This is a genomic window from Halostella pelagica, from assembly GCF_004762015.1.
Lineage (GTDB): Archaea > Halobacteriota > Halobacteria > Halobacteriales > Natronoarchaeaceae > Halostella > Halostella pelagica.
Window position 1 is genome coordinate 50,195 of sequence record NZ_SJES01000007.1, and the last position, 18,665, is coordinate 68,859.

The following is an 18,665-nucleotide window of genomic DNA, read 5'->3' on the forward strand; positions in this document are numbered from 1 at the left end:
TGATCCCTGCACCGCGCGGAGCAGGACAACAGCGGAGAACTCAGAGCGCAGACCGTCGACGCGCCGGACTCATACTGTCGGACGTCCCTGTTTTCCGATATTTCGCGGGAACGTCCCCGCGAAATTCGTCACTGACTTCCGTCCGTCAGTATCACTCGTTCCGCTCGGCGAGCCAGTCCGCGAACTTCGCCAACGCCCGCCCACGGTGGCTGATTGCGTTTTTCTCCGCCGTACTCATCTCCGCGAACGTCCGGCCGTCGTGTGCGAAGATGGGGTCGTAACCGAAGCCGTCGTCGCCGCGCGGGGCGACGATCCGGCCGCGAACGCTCCCTTCGAACGTCTCGGCCGTCTCGCCGTCGTAGTAGGCAAGTACCGTTCGGAACGTCGCACGGCGGTTCTCCTCCCGCTGTGCGATCTCCCAGACCCGCTCGATCCCCAGCGTGTCCTCGACGAACGCAGAGTACGGGCCGGGAAACCCCGACAGCGCCTCGACGAACAGTCCCGTGTCGTCGACCAGAACCGGCCCGTCGCCGGGCGTCTCCGCGAACGTCTCCCGTGAACCGTATAGGGCGATATCTTTCAGTTCTCCCTGGATCTCCGTGTAGTCGTAGTCGACCTGTTCGACGCTCTCGTCGAGGTACTCGCGCGCCTCGTGGACTTTCCCCTCGTTTCCAGTGACGAACCGGATCATACTTCGAGAGGCGAACCCCGCGGGAAAATAGGCGTCGGTACGGTTCCCGTGGCCGCCGGATGCTCGCCACCACGCCGGCAAATAGCCGGACGCCTGCTACCGCGCTGTCACCGCTGAACGTTCGCAGGGATCTTTCGGCGAGTCTACCGGAACGTACCACCACAGCCAACAGTATAATTACTCTGAGGTGTTATTAACACACAATGACGGATCCGCCGGTGATAGTTATCGTCGACGAACCAGCAATCACAGTCCCCGCGACGACGCGCGTTACAGGTGAACTGGGATACGGGGAGGTCATACCGGTTGATACAGTCGCTGACGCCCGGGCGACGGTCGAACGAGAACCGAACGTCGGGTGCGTCGTCTGCGGAAGTGGAGGGTCCGAGTCCGACGAACTCGAACTGGTTGCGGACCTCCGGTCGACTGCACCGACAACGCCGGTCGTGTTATTTTCTGACGGTGATACGTCCGTCGAAGCAGCGCTCGACGCCGGCGCTGACGACGTCGTCACTGGCCGGGACGAGCGAACCGACGACGCGTATCGACTGCTCGCCCGGCGCATCGATGCTCTCGTTTCTGCCGAGGAACCCCACGTCGACCGACACGGCTCGACGGCGCTACGCGCACTGACTGGACTCGACGAGTCCGACGCCGTCGCGGTTTTCGACGAGGACTTTCGACACACGTTCGTGGCGGGCGAGAGCGTCCTGATGGAGGGCGAGCGGGTGACCGATATCCCCGGCGGGGCGGCCGGAGCCTACCTCGAATCGGATTACCGCGCTACGCTCGACGGCGAATCGCGGTCGCGACAGCGCTCTATCGAGGACACTCTCTACCGGATCGACACGACGCCACTCGCGGGAGACGGGCGCACCGTTGGTGGACTCGTCCGGTTTACCGAACTCGAACGCGTGTCGGAGACGACACCGTCCGAGGCGGAAACCAACGAGAAGGTCGAACGGCTTCACGACATCACCTCGGAGTTAGACACCCTCGATTCGGTGACAGAGATCCTCGAACTCGCGGTTGATTCGGCTAACCGCGTCCTACAGTTCGACGCCTGTTCGATCTCGGAGCGGTCGGACGGCCGCATCGTTCTGCGGGCGGCGGCGACGTCCGACATCCAGGTCGGTGCGGAGGTGCTGGACGAGGGCGACGGGATCGCCGGTCGCACGATACGCGAGGGCCGGACGTTTCTCGTCGACGACATCGGCGACCATCCGGAGGCGCGGCCGACCGAGGACAGCTATCAGTCGGTGCTGTCTATCCCGCTGGGCGACGACAACGTCTTTCAGGCCATCTCGACGAACGTCGGTGCCTTCACCGAGACGGACCGCGAACTGGCGGAGTTGCTCTGTACGCACGTCCAGCACGCCGTCGAACGCGTCGAGTTCGAATCGCTTCTCACCCAGGAACGGGACCGGTTCGCCGCGCTGTTCGAGAACGTCCCCGACGCGGCCGTCCGGTACGTCCTCGAGGATGGAGTTCCCCGGATCGAAGCCGTGAACGCGGCGTTCGTCAGGCTGTTCGGGTACGACCCGGACGACGCGATAGGCCGACCCGTCGAGTCCCTACTCGTTCCTGACAGCGAAAGTGAGAGCGCCGCAGAGCAGTACCAATCGATCGCTGCCGGCGCTCAACTCGACCGCGAAGTCGAACGGCTGACGGTGGACGGTAGCCGCCCCTTCCTGCTCCGTAACGTCCCGTTCAGCGATGCCGACAGCACTGAAGGGTATCTCATTTACACGGATATCGCGGACCTGAAGGAGCGAGAGCAGCTCCTCGAGCGGAAAAACGAGCGGCTCGAACGGTTCACGAGCATCGTCAGTCACGACCTTCGCAACCCACTGTCCATCGCCACGGGCTACGTCGAGACGATGCTGGATTCGGGCGAGATGACCTACGCCGAGGAGACAGCGGAGGAACTCGACCGGATGGACCGGATGGTCAGCGAACTGCTCACGCTCGCCCGTGAGGGGGAGATCATCGGTCAAACGGAGACGGTCGACGTGGGCGCTGTTGCGACCGAGGCCTGGACGCACGTCGAGACTGAGGGTGCGGACCTGCAACTGGACGACCTCCCGTCGATTGAGGCCAACTCGGACCGACTCTCGGAACTGTTCGAGAACTGCTTCAGAAACAGCGTGGAACACGGGTCCGCGAGCGGTCAGACAGCGGCTGACGACGGCTCCCCTTCCGCCGACGGGGACGACCACGCCGGCGAGACACTAACGGTAACTGTCGGTGGACTGGACGGGACGGCGGGATTTTACGTCGCGGACGACGGTCCCGGCATCCCCGAAGCGGAGCGCGAGACCGTGTTCGAGTACGGCTATTCCACCGCGAACAGCGGCACTGGGTTCGGACTCGCCATCGTCGAGGAGATAGCGAACGCCCACGACTGGTCGGCGAGCGTAACCGAATCCGAGTCCGGCGGCGCGCGCCTGGAGTTCCACACCGAGTCCGGGGGCGAGATCTGACGTGGATCTAGTCGAACTGTCAGTGGTCGGGACGACGATCCGGGGCGTGGATGTCAGCGGTAACGAGGTCGAAGTCGACCTGTTCGGCTGGGACCAGCCGGCCCCCGAGACCGAGTTCGAGCGGCCGGTCGACGCCGCCGTCTCGGGCCGGACGCGCCAGCTCGTTTTCCCCCCGTGGACTCACACCTGGATCTCGGAACTCGGGGACGACGAGATACCGATAGAGGGACAGAAGTTCACCAACGACCAGGAATCGATCTCGCTCGACCGGGGTCGGTACAACGTGCTGTTCGACCTGGACATGCGCGTGTTCGTCAATTTCGAGGGGTCCGCAACGGTCCACCGTGACTCTGCCAATCGGACGGTCCTCTCCTTCGAGCATCCGACAGCGGTCACTGTTGGCCTCCAGTCGATGACGAGGTACCCGACCGAGACTGTCACCGTCCCCCGGACGACGGCGGGCGTCGCGACGGCTATCAGCGCCCTCTCGGTCTCTCACCCCTCCGGCGGTGTGACGGTGACGAGTCCGATGAGCCGACGGCATCCACCGCGGGTCGAGTTCGGCGACGAGACCGCGATCCCCGAGTCAGTTCGCGAGAGCGCTCCTGACACGAGCGTAGCGATCCGCGTTCCGGACAGTATCGAATCGTTACTCCCCGTCGCACCGCTCGCGTACTACCTCGACGCCGAGGTGACTATCGAGGAGCGGGGATCCCCGATCCTGCGTGCGCCGGACGTGGACCTCACACACGAGTTCGAGCCGATGCCGACGTTCCAGTTCGAGGTGGCTGATCTCCTTCGCCGGGTGTTCCTGCTCGACACGCTGGTCAAGTTCAAGCACGAGGGGGCCGGACTCAGCGAGTTAGACGTGTTGCGGTCACTGCCGCCGGATTTCGACCGAGTGTATCGTGCGGATATCGACGAGCGCCTCCGGACGTACCTGTCGCTGCCGTACGAGCGACTCGAACCGGTCCTGCCGCCGTGGCACTACTGCGCGTATCTCGACCCGACGGTCCGCAACGCGCGACTCCTGCCGTACGTGACCGCCCACATGGGACAGGTAATGCTCTCGGACGCTGCGCCGCGCTCGTCCGAGGGAGCGCGCGACCGCGACACCGAGTCTTTCCCGTTTGTCGGATGGGCGGACGACGACCCGCCGACAAACGCCTTCCGCGCCCGGCGACAGGGGTTCGAGAACGCGCTCGAATACGGCGTCAGCGCGGAGGATACCGCTCGGGCCGTCGTAGTCGACAACTCCTCAGATTCGGGCTCACAGGCGGATCGGCTCAGCGATATCCTCCGGACGTGTTCCACCAAGTCGCTGGAGGTTTCGGTCGCCAGCGACCTCTCGACGGCGGAACTCCGTGACCGGTTTGCCGCGTCCGCTAACCTCCTCCACTACGTCGGCGAGTACGACGACGGGTTCGTCTGCGCGGACGGAACGCTCGCTCCCGACGAGATCCCCGAGTCGAACGTCCGGATCGTCTTCGCGGACGCGAACGGGTCCGTCGAGGCGTGTGACTTGCTCGTCCAGCGAGGATCCGCCGCGGTGGTCGGGCGATACGACGACGGGGAGACGTTGGATACGGCGGGGCGCGAGGCGTTCCTCAAACTCCTCGGCGGCGGCGCGGCAGTCGAACAGGCGGCCCAGTACGCCCGACGGTACGGAGGGTCCGGAACGGGGCCTATCGTCGTCGGTGACGGACTGACCCCGTTCGCGACGATGGACGGGATATACCCCATCGGCTACGAGATCGAACCGATCGACGGGCACCGGTTCAAGGTTACCGGCCATCCGGTCCTCCCCGACAACGGGTTTCTGTGGTCGCCGGACATCTCCGATCCGGCCCAAAAGCTGGTCGGGACGACCCTGGAGTTCATCGTCAACGCGTCCGAACTTCAGCGGCTACTGGCGAACGAACAGACGTTTCTGATCCTCGACGATGGGGTCTACTCACCTCACGAAACCAGTGCCCTCTATCCGATCACTTGAGCGCATACTGTCGGACGGACCGTCCTGACGAGAGTCGAGACCTCGGTGTGCTGACAGTTCTCGTGGACCACTATCCGACAGTATCAGGCATCCGCCGAAACGCCGTGCGGAGACATGCCCAGGCGCGACGTTCCGCGTACGGGCTGTAGAAACTCTGGAGTTCTCGTAACGTTTTAAGAGCTTGAGGGACAATAGTTGGACATGACCATAACGGTGACGATAACTGGAACAGGGATAGAGTTCGAACGCGAGGTTTCGGAGGAGAAGGCGGCTAAAATCGTCTCTATCGCTCTGACCGGTGATGCCGAATCCGACAGTGATCGGGAAGTCGATGTGCCCGACGCGGCGGACGATACGGACCGTAGAAACGCTGTGGAGCTTCCGGGCAACTTTTTCGACCGCCTCAGCCGAAAGCAGGACGCGTACGTCAGAACCCTGCTCGACGGCGACGGTTGGCTGACGAACGCGGCGGTACGCGAGCGGATGGCCGACGAGTACGGCGTCGAAACGGGCGGACCGCAGGGCATTTCCGGGATCCGCGCGGGATTCACTCGCAAGTACAGCGGCGAGTTCGACGTCGACGAGCAGCGTTGGACCGGCGAACAGAACGAGTACCGGCTAAACCCCGATTATGCGGACGACCTTGCGTCTGGATTCGACCTCTCTACCCCCGACTGAAACGGGGCGTTCGCCCCTACCGCGGTCGTCGATTGAACGTGTGACGACTCACTGAGTGCTCGACGGGAACTGCTCATCGGCGTAGTCGCGTTCGATCTGGTTCAGCATGTCGGCGAGGATGCCCGGGTAATCCTGCTCGAAGCGCTTGCCGGTGATACGGTCTGCCGGCCCGGCCACGTACACCGCGACGTTGCTATCGGTCACGGCGTCCGGAACGGTCATCGCGAGACTCCGGACCGCCTCGTCTTGCTCTCCGCGCTCGAAGGCGATGCCGCGTTCGCGAATGCGGGACAGTTCGTCGAACAGTTCCTCCGCGTCCGCGATGGTGTTTTGGGTGTACGTCGGCGTTCCGTGTCCCTCGACTATTTCGGACACTCGGTCCTCGTCGAGTCCGGAGAGGATCGCTTTTCCCGGGGCCGTGCAGTGGAGATACGCACTGTTCGTGACTTCGCCGATATCCTCCACGGCGCTCTCTCCGACGGTCTGGTAGACGTCGGTGCCGAGACCGCCGACCTCGACGTACACACCGGCGACTTCCTGTGTGATCTCCGCCAGGCGGTCTATCTCCGAGCGGAACTCGGGTACCTGCCGATTCGACGTGACGGCGTTTCCGATCTCGACGAAACGGGGGGAGACGTGGTACACGTAGCCGTCACGGTAGACGTAGTTGAGCGACCGAAGCGTCTGAAGGTGCTTGTAGCACGTGCTTTTCGGGAGGTCGAGTTCCTGTACGATGTCGGTCAGTCGCGCGCCGTCTACCGCCGCGAGCGTCTCGACGATGTCGAACGCCGTCCGCGTCGCGTCGACCGTCTCGCCGCGCGAATCGTTCATACCAGTGCAGTCGGCGGCCGAATAAATATAGTTTGCCCACCCCCGTCAGGACCACCTATCGGGCTCACGGGCCGGTATCCAGTCAGGGCAGCGCCATCAGATACGACTCCCAGACGGCCTCGGGGTCCTCGCAGGCGATACTTGAGATGGACTCACAGGCATCGTACCCCCACATAAACACGCTGTCGGCGTCGCCGTCGAGGGCGGCCCGCGTCGCGGTCGCCACGTCCTCGACCGTCGCCGCCTCGTCGTCGAGCCGAAAGCCCTGCACCCAGATCTGACTTTCGAGGTCGTGCCGGTCCGCGAGGTCGGTGACGCGTGCCGTGCTGTCGGCCACGAACTCCGCACAGTCGTGGTCGTGGATCGCCCAGTACGGGTCGGTCGCGAACACGTCGAGGGCTTCGAGGCCCGCGAGTCGGTCCCAGTCCGAGAGGCCGTGGTCCCAGTCGTCGCTGGGGAGAACGCAGACGGCGTTTTCGGCCCCTTCGGCGGCCACGACGCCGGTCATCTCCTCGAAGAAATCGAGCAGGGACTCCTCCCGGAACTCGTCGACCGAGTCGGTCCGCTCGGCGGGCATCTCCTCGCCGTACTCCTGTTCATATCGGTCCTGGCAGGCGGAACACCGGCAGGTCCAGGCACCCTGGGGTATCTCGTCGCCGTGCCATTCGGGAATGTACCAGTGTGGCTCGTCCCAGAAGACGACATCAGCGCCGGTCGCGACCGCATCGCGGGACCACTCTCGCATGTACTCCCGGAACTCGGGGTGGTTGAAACACGCCGCTGGAAGGCGTTGTCCCGTCGATAGTTGTTGGCAGGCCTCCGGGTGACGACCGATGAACTCCGAGAGCGCCTCGCCGCCGAAGACGCGTCCGACGCCCCACGGGTTGACGTACACCCGGAACCCTCGCTCGTGACTCGCCGAGACGATATCCGCCATCGTCTCCTGATAGTACTCCCGGTCGCGTTCGCTGAACGTGTGTAAGACGGCGTCGAGGCCGCGCTCGCGGAACCGGTCCAGGTCTTCCCGGACGTGGCTCTCGCTCCGGACGCCGAAGTAACTAGTGCCAGTCTCGACCATCGGTAACAGTAGCCACGCAAAGAGAGGATAAGGAACTTTCGGTGTGTGCTACTGCTTCACGCTCCCCGACGTCAGTCCCTCGACGATCGGGCGCTGGAAGAGGATGAAAAGCGCCAACAGCGGGATCGTCGCCACCGTCGAAGCGGCCATCATCTGTCCCCAGAAGGTCTGGGAACGGGCCTCGAACCGAGTGATCCCGATCGCGAACGGCGTCACGTCGCTGGACGCCAGGATGGACGCGAACAACACCTCGTTGAAGGCGGCGATGAACACGAACATCCCGGTGGCGGCGATACCCGGTGCCGCAAGCGGGAACACGATCCGTATCAGCGCCTGGAAACGCGTACAGCCGTCGATACGCGCGGCGTCTTCCAGTGCCGCGGGGATCGTGTCGAAGAAGCCTCGAAGCATCCAGATCGCGAACGGAACGGTAAACGTCGTGTACACGAAGATCATTCCGTGATACGTGTTCCGTAGCGGGATCCCGACGTTCGTCTGGACCCAGACGAACAGCAGATACATCGGCAACAGGATCAACACGCCGGGGATCATCTGGGTCCCGAGGATCGCGCCGCCGAACAGCTGTTTGCCGGGGAAGTCGTAACGGGAGAACGCGTACGCGGCGAGGCTCCCGATGAACAGCGCGAGCGCCGTCGTCGTCAGCGAGATGACGAGGCTGTTCACGAAGTAGTCGATCAGCGGGAAGCGGTCCCACATGTCCAGATAGTTCTGATAGTAAAACGACGTGGGTAGCAGGCTGGGGTCGGTCTGGGTCACGTCCGACCAGGTACGGAAGCTGGTGATGACCATCCAGTAGATCGGGAACAACGCGAAGATGAGGATACAGACGAGTACCGACTTGGCCAGCAGGTCGAACAGCATGTCCCGGTGTTCGTCTTTCATCTTCATCCGCCGATACCTCCGCCGAAGCTGTCGTCGATAACTCTCCGGTAGTAAACCATCGCTAACACCATCGCGACCAGGAAGAGAGCGACGCTCATCGCCGCACCCAGCCCGAACTCGTAGTTCTGGAACGCGTAGTTGTAGATGAACAGCATCAGCACTTCACCGTGTCGGCCAGACCCGCCACCGGTGAGCACGAACGGCACTGTGAAGTTGATCATCGACCAGAGCACCATCAACAGCACGACGACGGCCGACACCGGTTTCAACTGCGGGAGCGTTACGTAGCGGAACTTCCCCCACCGACCGGCACCGTCGATCGATGCCGCCTCGTACAACTGGTTGGGGATCGATTTCAGCCCCGCAAACAGCATGATCGTGGCCCACGGGAAGTAGATCCAGACGTTGGTGAGCGTCACCGAGATGATCGTCTTGCTTCCGAGCAGCCAGAGGATCGGTTCGTCGATGATCCCCGCCGTCTGTAGCAGGTGGTTGATGATCCCCGTGTCCGAGAGGAGCATCATCCGCCAAGTCAGCAACACGACGACGATCGGGGATATCCAGGGAAGGAGGATCAGCGTTCGGGCCACCTTGCTCCCCCGGAACCCGCGGTTCAGGATCAGCGCCGTGATCAGTCCAAGAACGTAGGCACCGCCGACGCTCCCGACGGTAAAGATGAGCGTCTGGCGGAGCGAGAACCAGTAGCGCTGGCCGACTATCGTCGCCGGGTCGAGTACCCGCGTGTAGTTGCTGAGGCCGGCGAACGGCGCTTCCGTCCACCGAGCGATGTACAGCGCGTCGAGTTCCATGAAGCTGATCGCGAACCCCCAGACGATCGGAACGAAGTGGATGATGAACATCATGGCGATCGCCGGGAGGATGAGCTTGTAGGCGTACCTGTTCTCCTCGGTCAGGCGAGTCCGTTGTCGGATCCATCCGCTCACCCCGTGGGTATCACGGCTTTCCGGATCGCCGACGGCGTGTCCCGATGTCGTGTCGGAGGGGCCCTCGCTCATTGATTGTCTAGGGCGTTCTGGGCCTGTTGGGCCGCGTCGTCGAGTTCCTCACGAGTGACGCTCTCGTCCCAGTTGTCGGTGGCGACGGACGTGAGGATCTCGCCGACTGCGTTGTTGATAGACTCTTCGACCTGCCCCCAGCCGAGGACGGCGGGGAAGGTTTTCCCGGTCGGGAGGATCTCCTCCTGGAAACTGTCATACAGGTGTCCCTCGTAGATGTCCAGTTCGAAACTGTCCTCGCGAGTCGGTAGGAATCCGACGGATTTGGAGAGTTCGCCGTTGACCTGCTGTTTTGAGAGGTAACTCACCCACTTGGCGGCCTCCGTGGGGTGGTCCGTCCAGGGGTGAATTCCGACGAGTTCGAGGCCGAAAAACGTCGCGCTGTCGCCGTTCGGTCCGGCGGGGAGTTCGTGGATCGAGAAGTCCTCGCGGGAGACGTCGTCTCGCTCCTCTTCGAAGCGCTCGACGGCAGTCAGCGACCCCCAGAGGCTTCCGATCCGCTCGTTAATGAACGCGCTGTTGATCTCGTTCGGTCCCCACTCGGCGGAACTGGACGGGATGGCGTCGTGTTCGCTGATCAGACTCGCCCAGTAGTTCATCCCTTCGACGGCCGCGTCGCTGTTGAACGTGACTTCCGAGTTATCGTCCGAGAGCAGTTGGCCGCCGTTTTGCCAGGTCAGCGTCGCGAAGTGGTGGCCGAGGTCCGGCACGACGCCGGTCAGCCCGAAGAGGTTCTTGTCCGGATACTCCGACTGGAACTGCTCGTTCATGTCGGCGAGTTCGTCCCACGTCGACGGCGATCCGTCGAGGCCAGCATTTTCCAGAAGCGGGTCGTACTGAAGATGTCCGCGCGGTCCCCAGTACCAGGGGACACCGATCTGCTTGCCGTCGTACATCGCAACGTCCTGGACGGGGTCGAAAAACGGGTCCAGTTCCTGATACCCGTCTATCTCCTGCATGTCCATCCAGCCGCCCGCTTCGACCTGCTGGGGTATCCAAGAAGAAGCGATCTCCTCGACGTCCGGGCCGCTCTGGCTCGTGATGCTCGCCATCTGCTGTTCCGACGCCTCGCCCCAGCCCATGAGTTCGTACTCCACTGCGATCCCGGTTTCGTCCTCGAAATCCGCGGTGTGTTTGTCGAGTTGGTCTTCGAGTCCCGGTGCGTCCATGTGCCGGATCTGGAGCGTTACGTCGCCGTCGTTGCCGTCGCCCAGCACGCCGAGACAGCCGGCGAGTCCGACTGTCCCCGTCAGTCCGGTCGCTTTCAGAACGCTTCTCCGACTACTATGTACGTCTAGCTGGCTATGGCTGTCTGCCATGACAGAAATTACCGAGCATTGGCCGGTTCATAAATGTTTCGTAAGAAATCTTTAACGAATGCAAGTAACTGCCGCTCAATCAACCGTCGACGTTCGTCCGATCAAACCGGCGGACGCTCTTCCGGTCGGCTGAGGTCGCTTGCTCGACTGAGTTGCTCTCCCAGACGACTGAGTTCGCCCGCCAGTTCCGGCTGCTGGTCGGCCAGTCGAGTACGTCCGGGCCGGCGGCGAGCCTTCCTGACGGACACCATGGAGTGAGTGTTGACCGCGGCAACAGGTTTATTTTGATACCCGGGAAACACCGAATCAATGCGAGCGCTAGTCACGAATGGGAGTGGTACCATCTGGGAGGAGAACCGCGACCGGCCGGAACCGGAACCGGGCGAGGCTCTGGTGCGGGTCCGTGCCGTCGGCATCTGCGGCAGCGATGTCGGTCTGATCCACGGCGAGGGGCCGCCGTGGACGGAGTATCCGCTGGTCCCCGGACACGAGGTGTGTGCCGAGGTGGTCGAACTGGGCGACGACGTAACGTCGCTTTCCGTCGGCGACCGCGTCTCGCTCCACGGGTTCGTCTACTGCGGTACCTGCACCCACTGCCGGGACGGGCGCTACTACCAGTGCCGCGACTTACAGGAGATCGGCTTTACGATCGACGGAGGATACCGAGAGTTCGCCGCCTTCCCCGAGGAGACGCTTCGGCCCCTGCCGGACGACATCTCCGATGTCGCCGCGACGCAGATAGATTCCGCGGGCTGTACCCAGCACGCGCTTCGACGCGTCGAAACGTCAGTGACAGACACCGCCGTCGTCCTCGGCCCCGGGTCGCTCGGCCTGTTCGGCGTCCAGCTTCTGCGCGCCCGCGGCGTCCGAGATATCGTTCTCACTGGCACCCGCGACGAACGGCTCTCCGTGGGAGCGGACTACGGCGCTGTCCGGACGGTCAACGTCCGCGAGGAAGACCCGGTCGAGGCCATCCGGAACCACACCGACGGCGACGGCGCGGACATCTGCGTCGAGGCGGCGGGTGCCGGCGACGTGGTGAACACCTGCTTGCAGGCCGCCGGAAAGCGCGGGACGGTGGTTCTCACCGGCGTGTTCGACGGTCTACGGGAGGTCGATCCGAACGACATCGTCGCTAAGGAACTGGAGGTAGTCGGCGGTGTGACCGCCGCCCACGCCGTCGACGAATGCGCTGAACTGTTCCGCCGAGGGGACCTGAGCGTCGACGGCATCGTCACTCACGAGTTCCCGCTCGCGGCGTACGAGGAAGCGTTCGAGACGGTGACCGAGCGACGTGACGGCGTGATCAAAGCGGTTCTCCGCCCCTGAGCGGAGTTTCGTTCTCGTGAACAACGGGCGACATTGACGTTCGCTGCTTTTCTCTCATCCGGACGCAAGTCATCGAAGCGATTCGCGGACGACTCCGGCGAACGCTCTGAACGGTAGACCGCCAGTGTGGAGAGGTTGCCAGTCGCCGGATTCGCCACCGGGTCAAGAGAGGATCTCGTAGAGTCGGTCGACGAGAACGTCAGCCTCCCCGTCGGCGAGACACATCGGGTTGATGGTGAACTGATCCCGTTCGATGTCGTCGCTCCCGACGAATATCGGCGGGGACCCCGTGCGAAGGCGTCGAACGACGTCCGTCGCGGAGGCCGGGGCAGCCGCTCCGTCCACCGTAACGACGACGGTCGCAACGTCACCGCCGTCTACTCGCGTCGATACGCAGTCGAGAGAGTCCACGTCGTCGACTATCCCCTCGGCCTGCGCTCGCCACTTGCGGGACGACGCGGCGAAGTCCTCTTCGACGAACAGGTCCAGTGCCGTGATCAGGCCGACGAGTTCCTCCTTGCTCACTTTCATCCCGCGACCGACGCCCTGGCCGGGGATGCCGTCCACCGCGTCGCTGTCGATGAGGCCGGCCGGCGGGTCCCAGATGGCCCGGTGTTCGTGCATGTCGAGATGCTGGAGCGCGGTCGACCGGATCAGGTCTTTCCGACCGGCAAGGATCCCCGTAGTCTGTGGCCCCCGGATCGCTTTCCCGCCGCTGAACGCAACGAGGTCGGCACCTGCGTCCACGAAACGCCGTAGGTTCTCGACCGGCGGGAGTTCGGCGGCGGCGTCGACGATGACCGGCACGTCGTGGCGGTGGGCAACCTCGACGACCTCCGCCAGCGGCGGGTCCGTGGACGGCTTCTGCATGTAGCCGACGGCGACCGTCTCCTCGTCGATCGCGGCGTCGATCTCCCAGAGCTTAGTGTTTTCCGCGCCCGTTCCGAGGCGGTGGTCGTTCGCGCCGACGTCTGCTATCGTCGCCCCGGCGACGCGGTAGGCGTGGTCGTAACTGCTCCGGTGACTTCGAGGCACGACTATCCGGTCGGGGATCCCGTCGGTCGACGGCAACTGACGCATCTTCTCGGGGTCGTCACCAGCGATGCAGGCCGCAGCGGCCATCGTCAGTCCGGCACTCGCTCCGGACGTCACGTATCCGGCCTCCGCGCCGGTTACGTCCCGAATCAGTTCCGACGCTCGTGCCTGGAGTTCGGAGATCTCCGCGAAGCCGTTGGCTGCTTCTCGCATCGCGTCCGCCGCCTCCGGCCGAATGAGGCTTCCGCCGATGCGAGTTTTGGTGCCTGCCGCGTTGATCACTTCTTCCACGCCGAGTCGCTGATATACGTTCTCTGTTGTCATCGTAGTGTGTGCGTCTGTCGGTGGTTCGGTCATCTGTACAGTCGTTGTCTGGCTCTTCTCGCCGATGACCGAGGCGCTTCACCCATGGGCGATCGCCTCGATCTCGACGTCGATATCGATCGGGAGGTCCCTGACCTCGACGGCGCAACGGGCGGGATACGGCGGGTCGACGTACTCGGCGTAGGCGTCGTTGATCTCGTCGTAGGCCTCCATGTCGCGGGTGTACACTGTCACTTTCACCACGTCGCCGAAGTCGCAGTCGGCGGCTTCGAGGATGGCCGCCACGTTGTCGAGAGTCCGTCTGGTCTGGTCACCCGCTCCCCCGTCGACGATCTGTCCGGTGTCGGGGTCGACAGGCCCCTGTCCGGAGACGTAGATAGTCCCGTCGTCCCGGACTGCCTGGGAGAACGGTCCGATGCTTTCCGGTGCGTCGTCAGTTGTGATAGAGTCCATGGAGTTATCAGGCCGTCTGATCCGGTGAAGTGGCTTGTTCCATCCCGTGGACCAGTGCCTCGCCGGTGGCGCGGTCGAACAGGTGGACCGATTCGTGCGGGAACTCGATCCCGACGGTGTCGCCGGATTCGAACATCGTCTCGCCGGTGACGGTTGCGGTGAACGTCTCGCTGCCGAACTCGAGATAGAGGTTGGTCTGCTGGCCCATCGGTTCCACGACGGAGACGCCCGCAGTGAGGTCCGCGTTCGCCAGGTCGTCCGACACCCGGATGTGTTCGGGCCGGATTCCCAGCGTCAGTTCGGAGCTGTTGATGCGTTTCGCGGTCCCTTCGAGGATCCGATAGGATAGTTCCTCGTCGACGAGGCGGTCGCCGTCGAGGCGCACGTCCAGACGGTTCATCTCCGGCGAGCCGATGAACCCGGCGACGAAGATGTTCTCCGGTTCGTGATAACATTCGAGCGGCGTGCCGATCTGCTGGAGTTCGCCGTCGTTGAGTACCGCGACGCGGTCGCCCATGGTCATCGCTTCGGTCTGGTCGTGAGTGACGTACACCGTCGTCACGCCCAGTTGCTCTTGGAGGTTCTGTAACTCGGTGCGCATCTCCGAGCGCAGTTTTGCGTCTAAGTTGCTGAGCGGTTCGTCCATCAGGAACACCTTCGGGTCGCGGACGATGGCTCGACCGAGAGCGACCCGTTGTTGCTGGCCGCCCGATAGCTCGCCGGGCTGTTTCTCCAGCAGGTCCTCGATCCCCATCATCTGTGCTACCTCTTCCACTTTGGGGCGGATCTGGGCGTCCGAGAGCTCAGTCGTCATCTTGAGGCCGAACGCCATGTTTTCCCGAGCGGTGAAATGCGGGTACAGCGCGTAGTTCTGGAATACCATCGCGATGTCCCGGTCTTTCGGCTTGTCGTCGGTGACGGGTTTCCCGTCGAAGGTGATCTCGCCCTCGGTGACTGTCTCCAGCCCGGCGATACAGCGGAGCGTGGTCGACTTGCCACAGCCGGACGGGCCGACCAACACGAGGAACTCGCCGTCCTCGATACTGATGTCGAGTCCTTCGACGGCGACGATTGGGGAGTCGGTGCTCCGATAGACCTTTTTCAGGTCCTGGATCGATACGGTACTCATAGCCTATCCCTTGATTCCATGCCCACCACATAAGTATTTTCCCCAGGTGACTTCGATACAGTCAAGCCTGAGTGGCCAGGAGAGGGATTGAAACGCTCGACTGACGCGGATCTGACGCGGATACTGTCTGTCATCGCAGGTAGTCGGTCGTCGGCTGGTGTAACGGTACGAACCCCTCGACGAACTGCGCGCCGGCTTCCGTTCCTAGGACGCGTGCTTCCGCACGAGTGCTGTCGACGAGGTCGTCGAACTCCCCGTCGATTCCGCCGTGTTCCTGGAGGAAACTCACCTGGGACTTGTGGCGTTCGATCGCTCGCTCTTTCGTCTCCTGATACTCCGCGATGTCGACGTACACCTCGGGGTCGAACGACGACGTGGGCTTGCCGAAGAAGTAGACGTTGTCCGGGTCGTGCGGGTCGGACTCCGTCTCGACGAGCGGAAGCGACGCCATGTAGTATGCGTCCGTAACCAGTTCAGAAGTCGTGCGGTGGTCCGGATGCATGTCGTCCTCGTAGTGCGTGAGGACGACCGCGGGTTCGTACTGTCGGATCACCTCGACGATGCGCCGTCGGTTCTCAAGCGAGTACGTAATCCGTCCGTCTTCGAAACCCAAGAACGTACAGTCACAGCCAAGCACCTCCGCCGCTTCCGTCGCTTCCGCCTCCCGGGTCGCGGCGATATCCGACTCGGTCGTGTCGAACCCGCCGTACTCCCCCCGCGTCATGTGGGCGACGACGACGTCGTCGCCCCGGTCAGCGTGCTTTGCGAGTGTGCCACCGCAGAAGATGTCTGCGTCGTCAGGATGTGCCACAATGGCTAGTAGATCCATTGTACCTCCATCTCCCGGTGGGACTGTAATAAAATTGTGGGACGAACGGGATGAAAGATGCGGATAGCGATCCGTCCAACGGTTCACGCGACTGGTTGGCCCCGGGACCGTGTGTCCGGGATAGAGCGCTATTTGTTCATGCTGAATGAACGCCTGCCTCCGGCCGGCCGGCGAGAGACGGCGGATAGTTCACGACAGATCCTGATAGTCCAGGTTCGCCCAGTCCACCACCGCAGCGAGTACCGTTCGTCGATGTTTCGTCAACGTGAATATCGGGTGGTACCCGAACAGCGACAGCGGTTCGTGTTTTACAGAGGTATGGCTGTAATCGGACTCTGGAAGTCTTCCGGTTCACTGCGTGTTCGCTTCGGACGGCGTCGACGCGACCCGCGCGGGGTTCCCCTCCAGCCCCCGATTTCGGTCGATAACGCTGCCGGTGCGGTCAGGTTCGTCCGGACACGTAGAGAGCGTCTCACTCTCCGGTCCGATACGAGCCATCGCCATCAGAGAAGTTCATACAACGTGAACTTTCACCAGTCGGCGATGCTCCCGTCGGCGTGCCGCCAGATCATGTTGTGCCAGCTGATCTCCTTGTCCGACTGGGCCCGAATGGTCTCTTCGTCGATCGCGATCCCGATACCCGGTTCGTCCGGCGGTTCGATGTAGCCGTCTTCGAGGTCGAACACGCTGGCGTCGGAGAGGTACTTGTAGGCCATATCCTTTGAGGACATCTGGATATCGAACCCGTGGTCAAGCACGAGGAAGTTCTGTACGGACATCGCCATCTGGATCGACGAGGCAAGCGTTATCGGTCCGACGGGGCAGTTGGGTGCGACGGCCACGTCGTATGCGGCCGCCATGTCCGCTATCTTCTTCACCTCCGTGATCCCCCCTGCATGTGAGAGGTTCGGTTGGACGACATCGACCGCTCCCTCCTCGAGTAGCGGCTTGAAATCCCATCGCGAGTACATTCGCTCGCCCGTCGCGAGCGGCGTGGTGGTGTGGTTTCCGATCGCAGACAGCGAATCGTTGTGCTCGGGCAGAACCGGCTCTTCGACGAACATCAGGTCGTACGGTTCGAGTTTCGCGACGAGGCGCTTCGACATCGCCTTCGAGATGCGGCCCCGGAAATCGAGACAGATGTCAACCGTGTCGCCGACGGCCTCGCGGACGCCCGCTACCCGGTCGACGATGCGGTTTACCGTCGACGGCGTGTCGATAAAATCGACGAGTCCCGCGGCATCCATCTTCAGGACGGTGTACCCCGTGTCGACGAGCTGTTCCGCCTCTTCTGCGATGTTCTCCGGCCGGTCGCCGCCGATCCACTGGAAGACGCGTACCCGGTCGCGACACGGTCCACCGAGCAGTTCGTACACCGGCAGTCCGTGTCGCTTCCCCTTGATGTCCCAGAGCGCCTGGTCGATGCCGGCGATAGCGCTCATCAGGATCGGACCTCCCCTGTAGAACCCGCCGCGGTACATCGCCTGCCAGTGGTCTTCGATCCGAGACGCGTCTTTCCCAAGGAGATAGTTCTCGAAGATATCCTCCACGGCCTCGCGGACTGTACTCGCCCGCCCCTCGACTATCGGCTCACCCCAGCCGACGAGGCCGTCACTGGTGGTAACTTCGAGGAAGAGCCACCGGGGCGGAACCTCGTACAGTTCGTAGTTAACGATTTTCATAGTTACATCTCCTCCCCGGAGATAATAATGGTTGAGGGTCCACCAGTTCGCGCCGAATATATCCGAAAGGCTCGGACACCCCCGGTGAATTCCAGCGGCGCGTGTTCGTTCCGGTGAAGAATCCCTTAATCGACCGGTCTCTGCCGGCTCGATCTGTGTGTTTTCCCCTCAGAGTGACGGATTGTACTGTTCGACCCGGTGTATCAGTGAAAACCACCGGGTGCATTACACGCCTATGCTCGTAATTCTCCATCCGAGTAAATTGGACATTTCTCCCGCTTAATCTATCGGTATCGTCAGTTTCGAGTCCTATTCCCGAGGCCTGCAATCCAATCTAAACGCGGAAACCGCCGTACTGCGGCCGCTGGTTCCTGGACCGATGGTCGGCGACTGTCAGCGCAGTCCGCGTCGTGGTAGTTTCCGTTGTTCGGATTACTCGGAAATCATCTCCCGTCCCGCGATAACCGGGCGGTTCGTTCGATGCTACGTGAACCTGCCGCTAACCCATGGATTAAATAGGTCCCGGCGTTACGATGCTATCGTAATGGCCGAAAACGTCCGACAGGTAAGCAAGTCGGAGCGAGTAGAGTGCGTCTCTACCCGCATCCAGCTTACCGAGAACTCCACCACGTGCGATGGCTGTGGTGAAAGCATTGAGCAGCGCGTCCAGTACAAGTACGTCACGGTTCAGGGCTCCTCCGGTCGGTTCACAGAGTTCTCCTTTTGCGACGAGGACTGCTTCGGCGAGACATTTTAACCCCCACACTTACACCCGGGACGGCGACCACGCGGTCGTCGCCCCCAGTTAGCGGTACGACTACCGCGACTCCGGGAAAGCGGTGGCGGGGCCAGTGATACTGATACTGACTTCCGTCCGTCAGTATGACGAACC

The 18,665-nt window shown here is 62.7% G+C and carries 17 protein-coding genes; 5 read left to right on the forward strand and 12 right to left on the reverse strand.

Translation table 11 applies throughout. From position 1 onward, the window contains the following. Positions 1-151: 151 nt before the first annotated feature. The gene (locus tag EYW42_RS15255) at positions 152-691 is read right to left on the reverse strand and encodes an XTP/dITP diphosphatase (protein ID WP_135536162.1); all 540 of its coding nucleotides are present in this window, start codon (positions 689-691) and stop codon (positions 152-154) included. Positions 692-894: 203 nt separating this feature from the next. Here EYW42_RS15255 and EYW42_RS15260 point away from each other — a divergent pair, with 203 nt between their 5' ends. The 3 genes from EYW42_RS15260 (at position 895) to EYW42_RS15270 (ending at position 5,845) form a co-directional block, all read left to right on the forward strand. Further along, the gene (locus EYW42_RS15260) at positions 895-3,174 is read left to right on the forward strand and encodes an ATP-binding protein (RefSeq protein WP_135536163.1); all 2,280 of its coding nucleotides are present in this window, start codon (positions 895-897) and stop codon (positions 3,172-3,174) included. Position 3,175: 1 nt separating this feature from the next. Continuing rightward, on the forward strand, positions 3,176-5,167 hold the full coding sequence (locus EYW42_RS15265; protein WP_135536164.1) for a hypothetical protein: 1,992 nt from the start codon (positions 3,176-3,178) through the stop codon (positions 5,165-5,167). 201 nt (positions 5,168-5,368) lie between these two features. Next, the gene (locus EYW42_RS15270) at positions 5,369-5,845 is read left to right on the forward strand and encodes a hypothetical protein (RefSeq protein WP_135536165.1); all 477 of its coding nucleotides are present in this window, start codon (positions 5,369-5,371) and stop codon (positions 5,843-5,845) included. Positions 5,846-5,893: 48 nt separating this feature from the next. On the opposite strand, the gene EYW42_RS15275 is transcribed toward EYW42_RS15270, so the two are convergent. The 5 genes from EYW42_RS15275 to EYW42_RS15295 form a co-directional block, all read right to left on the reverse strand. Further along, a complete protein-coding gene (locus EYW42_RS15275) occupies positions 5,894-6,676 on the reverse strand; it encodes an IclR family transcriptional regulator (protein WP_135536166.1) in 783 nt (260 codons plus the stop codon). Between the two features lie 82 nt (positions 6,677-6,758). Beyond that, positions 6,759-7,754: a hypothetical protein gene (locus tag EYW42_RS15280; RefSeq protein ID WP_135536167.1), complete on the reverse strand. Its 996-nt coding sequence runs from the start codon at positions 7,752-7,754 to the stop codon at positions 6,759-6,761. Positions 7,755-7,802: 48 nt separating this feature from the next. Further along, positions 7,803-8,663: a carbohydrate ABC transporter permease gene (locus tag EYW42_RS15285; protein WP_135536168.1), complete on the reverse strand. Its 861-nt coding sequence runs from the start codon at positions 8,661-8,663 to the stop codon at positions 7,803-7,805. Next, the gene (locus EYW42_RS15290) at positions 8,660-9,673 is read right to left on the reverse strand and encodes a carbohydrate ABC transporter permease (protein ID WP_237561352.1); all 1,014 of its coding nucleotides are present in this window, start codon (positions 9,671-9,673) and stop codon (positions 8,660-8,662) included. The genes EYW42_RS15285 and EYW42_RS15290 overlap by 4 nt, the downstream gene beginning before the upstream one ends. Next, entirely contained in the window at positions 9,670-10,992 is a 1,323-nt protein-coding gene (locus tag EYW42_RS15295; RefSeq protein ID WP_135536169.1) for an ABC transporter substrate-binding protein, read from the reverse strand. The genes EYW42_RS15290 and EYW42_RS15295 overlap by 4 nt, the downstream gene beginning before the upstream one ends. 309 nt (positions 10,993-11,301) lie before the next feature. On the opposite strand from EYW42_RS15295, the gene EYW42_RS15300 reads away from it, so the two are divergent. Beyond that, positions 11,302-12,321 (forward strand): zinc-dependent alcohol dehydrogenase, encoded by a 1,020-nt coding sequence (locus EYW42_RS15300; protein WP_135536170.1) that lies wholly within the window; start codon positions 11,302-11,304, stop codon positions 12,319-12,321. 162 nt (positions 12,322-12,483) lie between these two features. Here EYW42_RS15300 and EYW42_RS15305 read toward each other — a convergent pair whose 3' ends face one another. The 6 genes from EYW42_RS15305 to dgoD all read right to left on the reverse strand — a co-directional run bounded on the left by EYW42_RS15305 (position 12,484) and on the right by dgoD (position 17,773). Next, positions 12,484-13,680 (reverse strand): aminotransferase class V-fold PLP-dependent enzyme, encoded by a 1,197-nt coding sequence (locus tag EYW42_RS15305; RefSeq protein ID WP_135536171.1) that lies wholly within the window; start codon positions 13,678-13,680, stop codon positions 12,484-12,486. A gap of 78 nt (positions 13,681-13,758) precedes the next feature. Then, a complete protein-coding gene (locus EYW42_RS15310) occupies positions 13,759-14,133 on the reverse strand; it encodes a Rid family detoxifying hydrolase (protein ID WP_135536172.1) in 375 nt (124 codons plus the stop codon). Positions 14,134-14,140: 7 nt separating this feature from the next. Beyond that, on the reverse strand, positions 14,141-15,262 hold the full coding sequence (locus EYW42_RS15315; protein ID WP_135536173.1) for an ABC transporter ATP-binding protein: 1,122 nt from the start codon (positions 15,260-15,262) through the stop codon (positions 14,141-14,143). A 130-nt stretch (positions 15,263-15,392) separates the two neighbouring features. Further along, positions 15,393-16,091 (reverse strand): PIG-L deacetylase family protein, encoded by a 699-nt coding sequence (locus EYW42_RS15320; protein WP_135536174.1) that lies wholly within the window; start codon positions 16,089-16,091, stop codon positions 15,393-15,395. A 351-nt stretch (positions 16,092-16,442) separates the two neighbouring features. Next, positions 16,443-16,589: a hypothetical protein gene (locus EYW42_RS19545; RefSeq protein ID WP_161972966.1), complete on the reverse strand. Its 147-nt coding sequence runs from the start codon at positions 16,587-16,589 to the stop codon at positions 16,443-16,445. 32 nt (positions 16,590-16,621) lie between these two features. Further along, the gene (gene dgoD / locus EYW42_RS15325) at positions 16,622-17,773 is read right to left on the reverse strand and encodes a galactonate dehydratase (protein WP_135536175.1); all 1,152 of its coding nucleotides are present in this window, start codon (positions 17,771-17,773) and stop codon (positions 16,622-16,624) included. 544 nt (positions 17,774-18,317) lie between these two features. Here dgoD and EYW42_RS15330 point away from each other — a divergent pair. Next, a complete protein-coding gene (locus tag EYW42_RS15330) occupies positions 18,318-18,530 on the forward strand; it encodes a DUF7576 family protein (RefSeq protein ID WP_135536176.1) in 213 nt (70 codons plus the stop codon). Positions 18,531-18,665 lie beyond the last annotated feature (135 nt).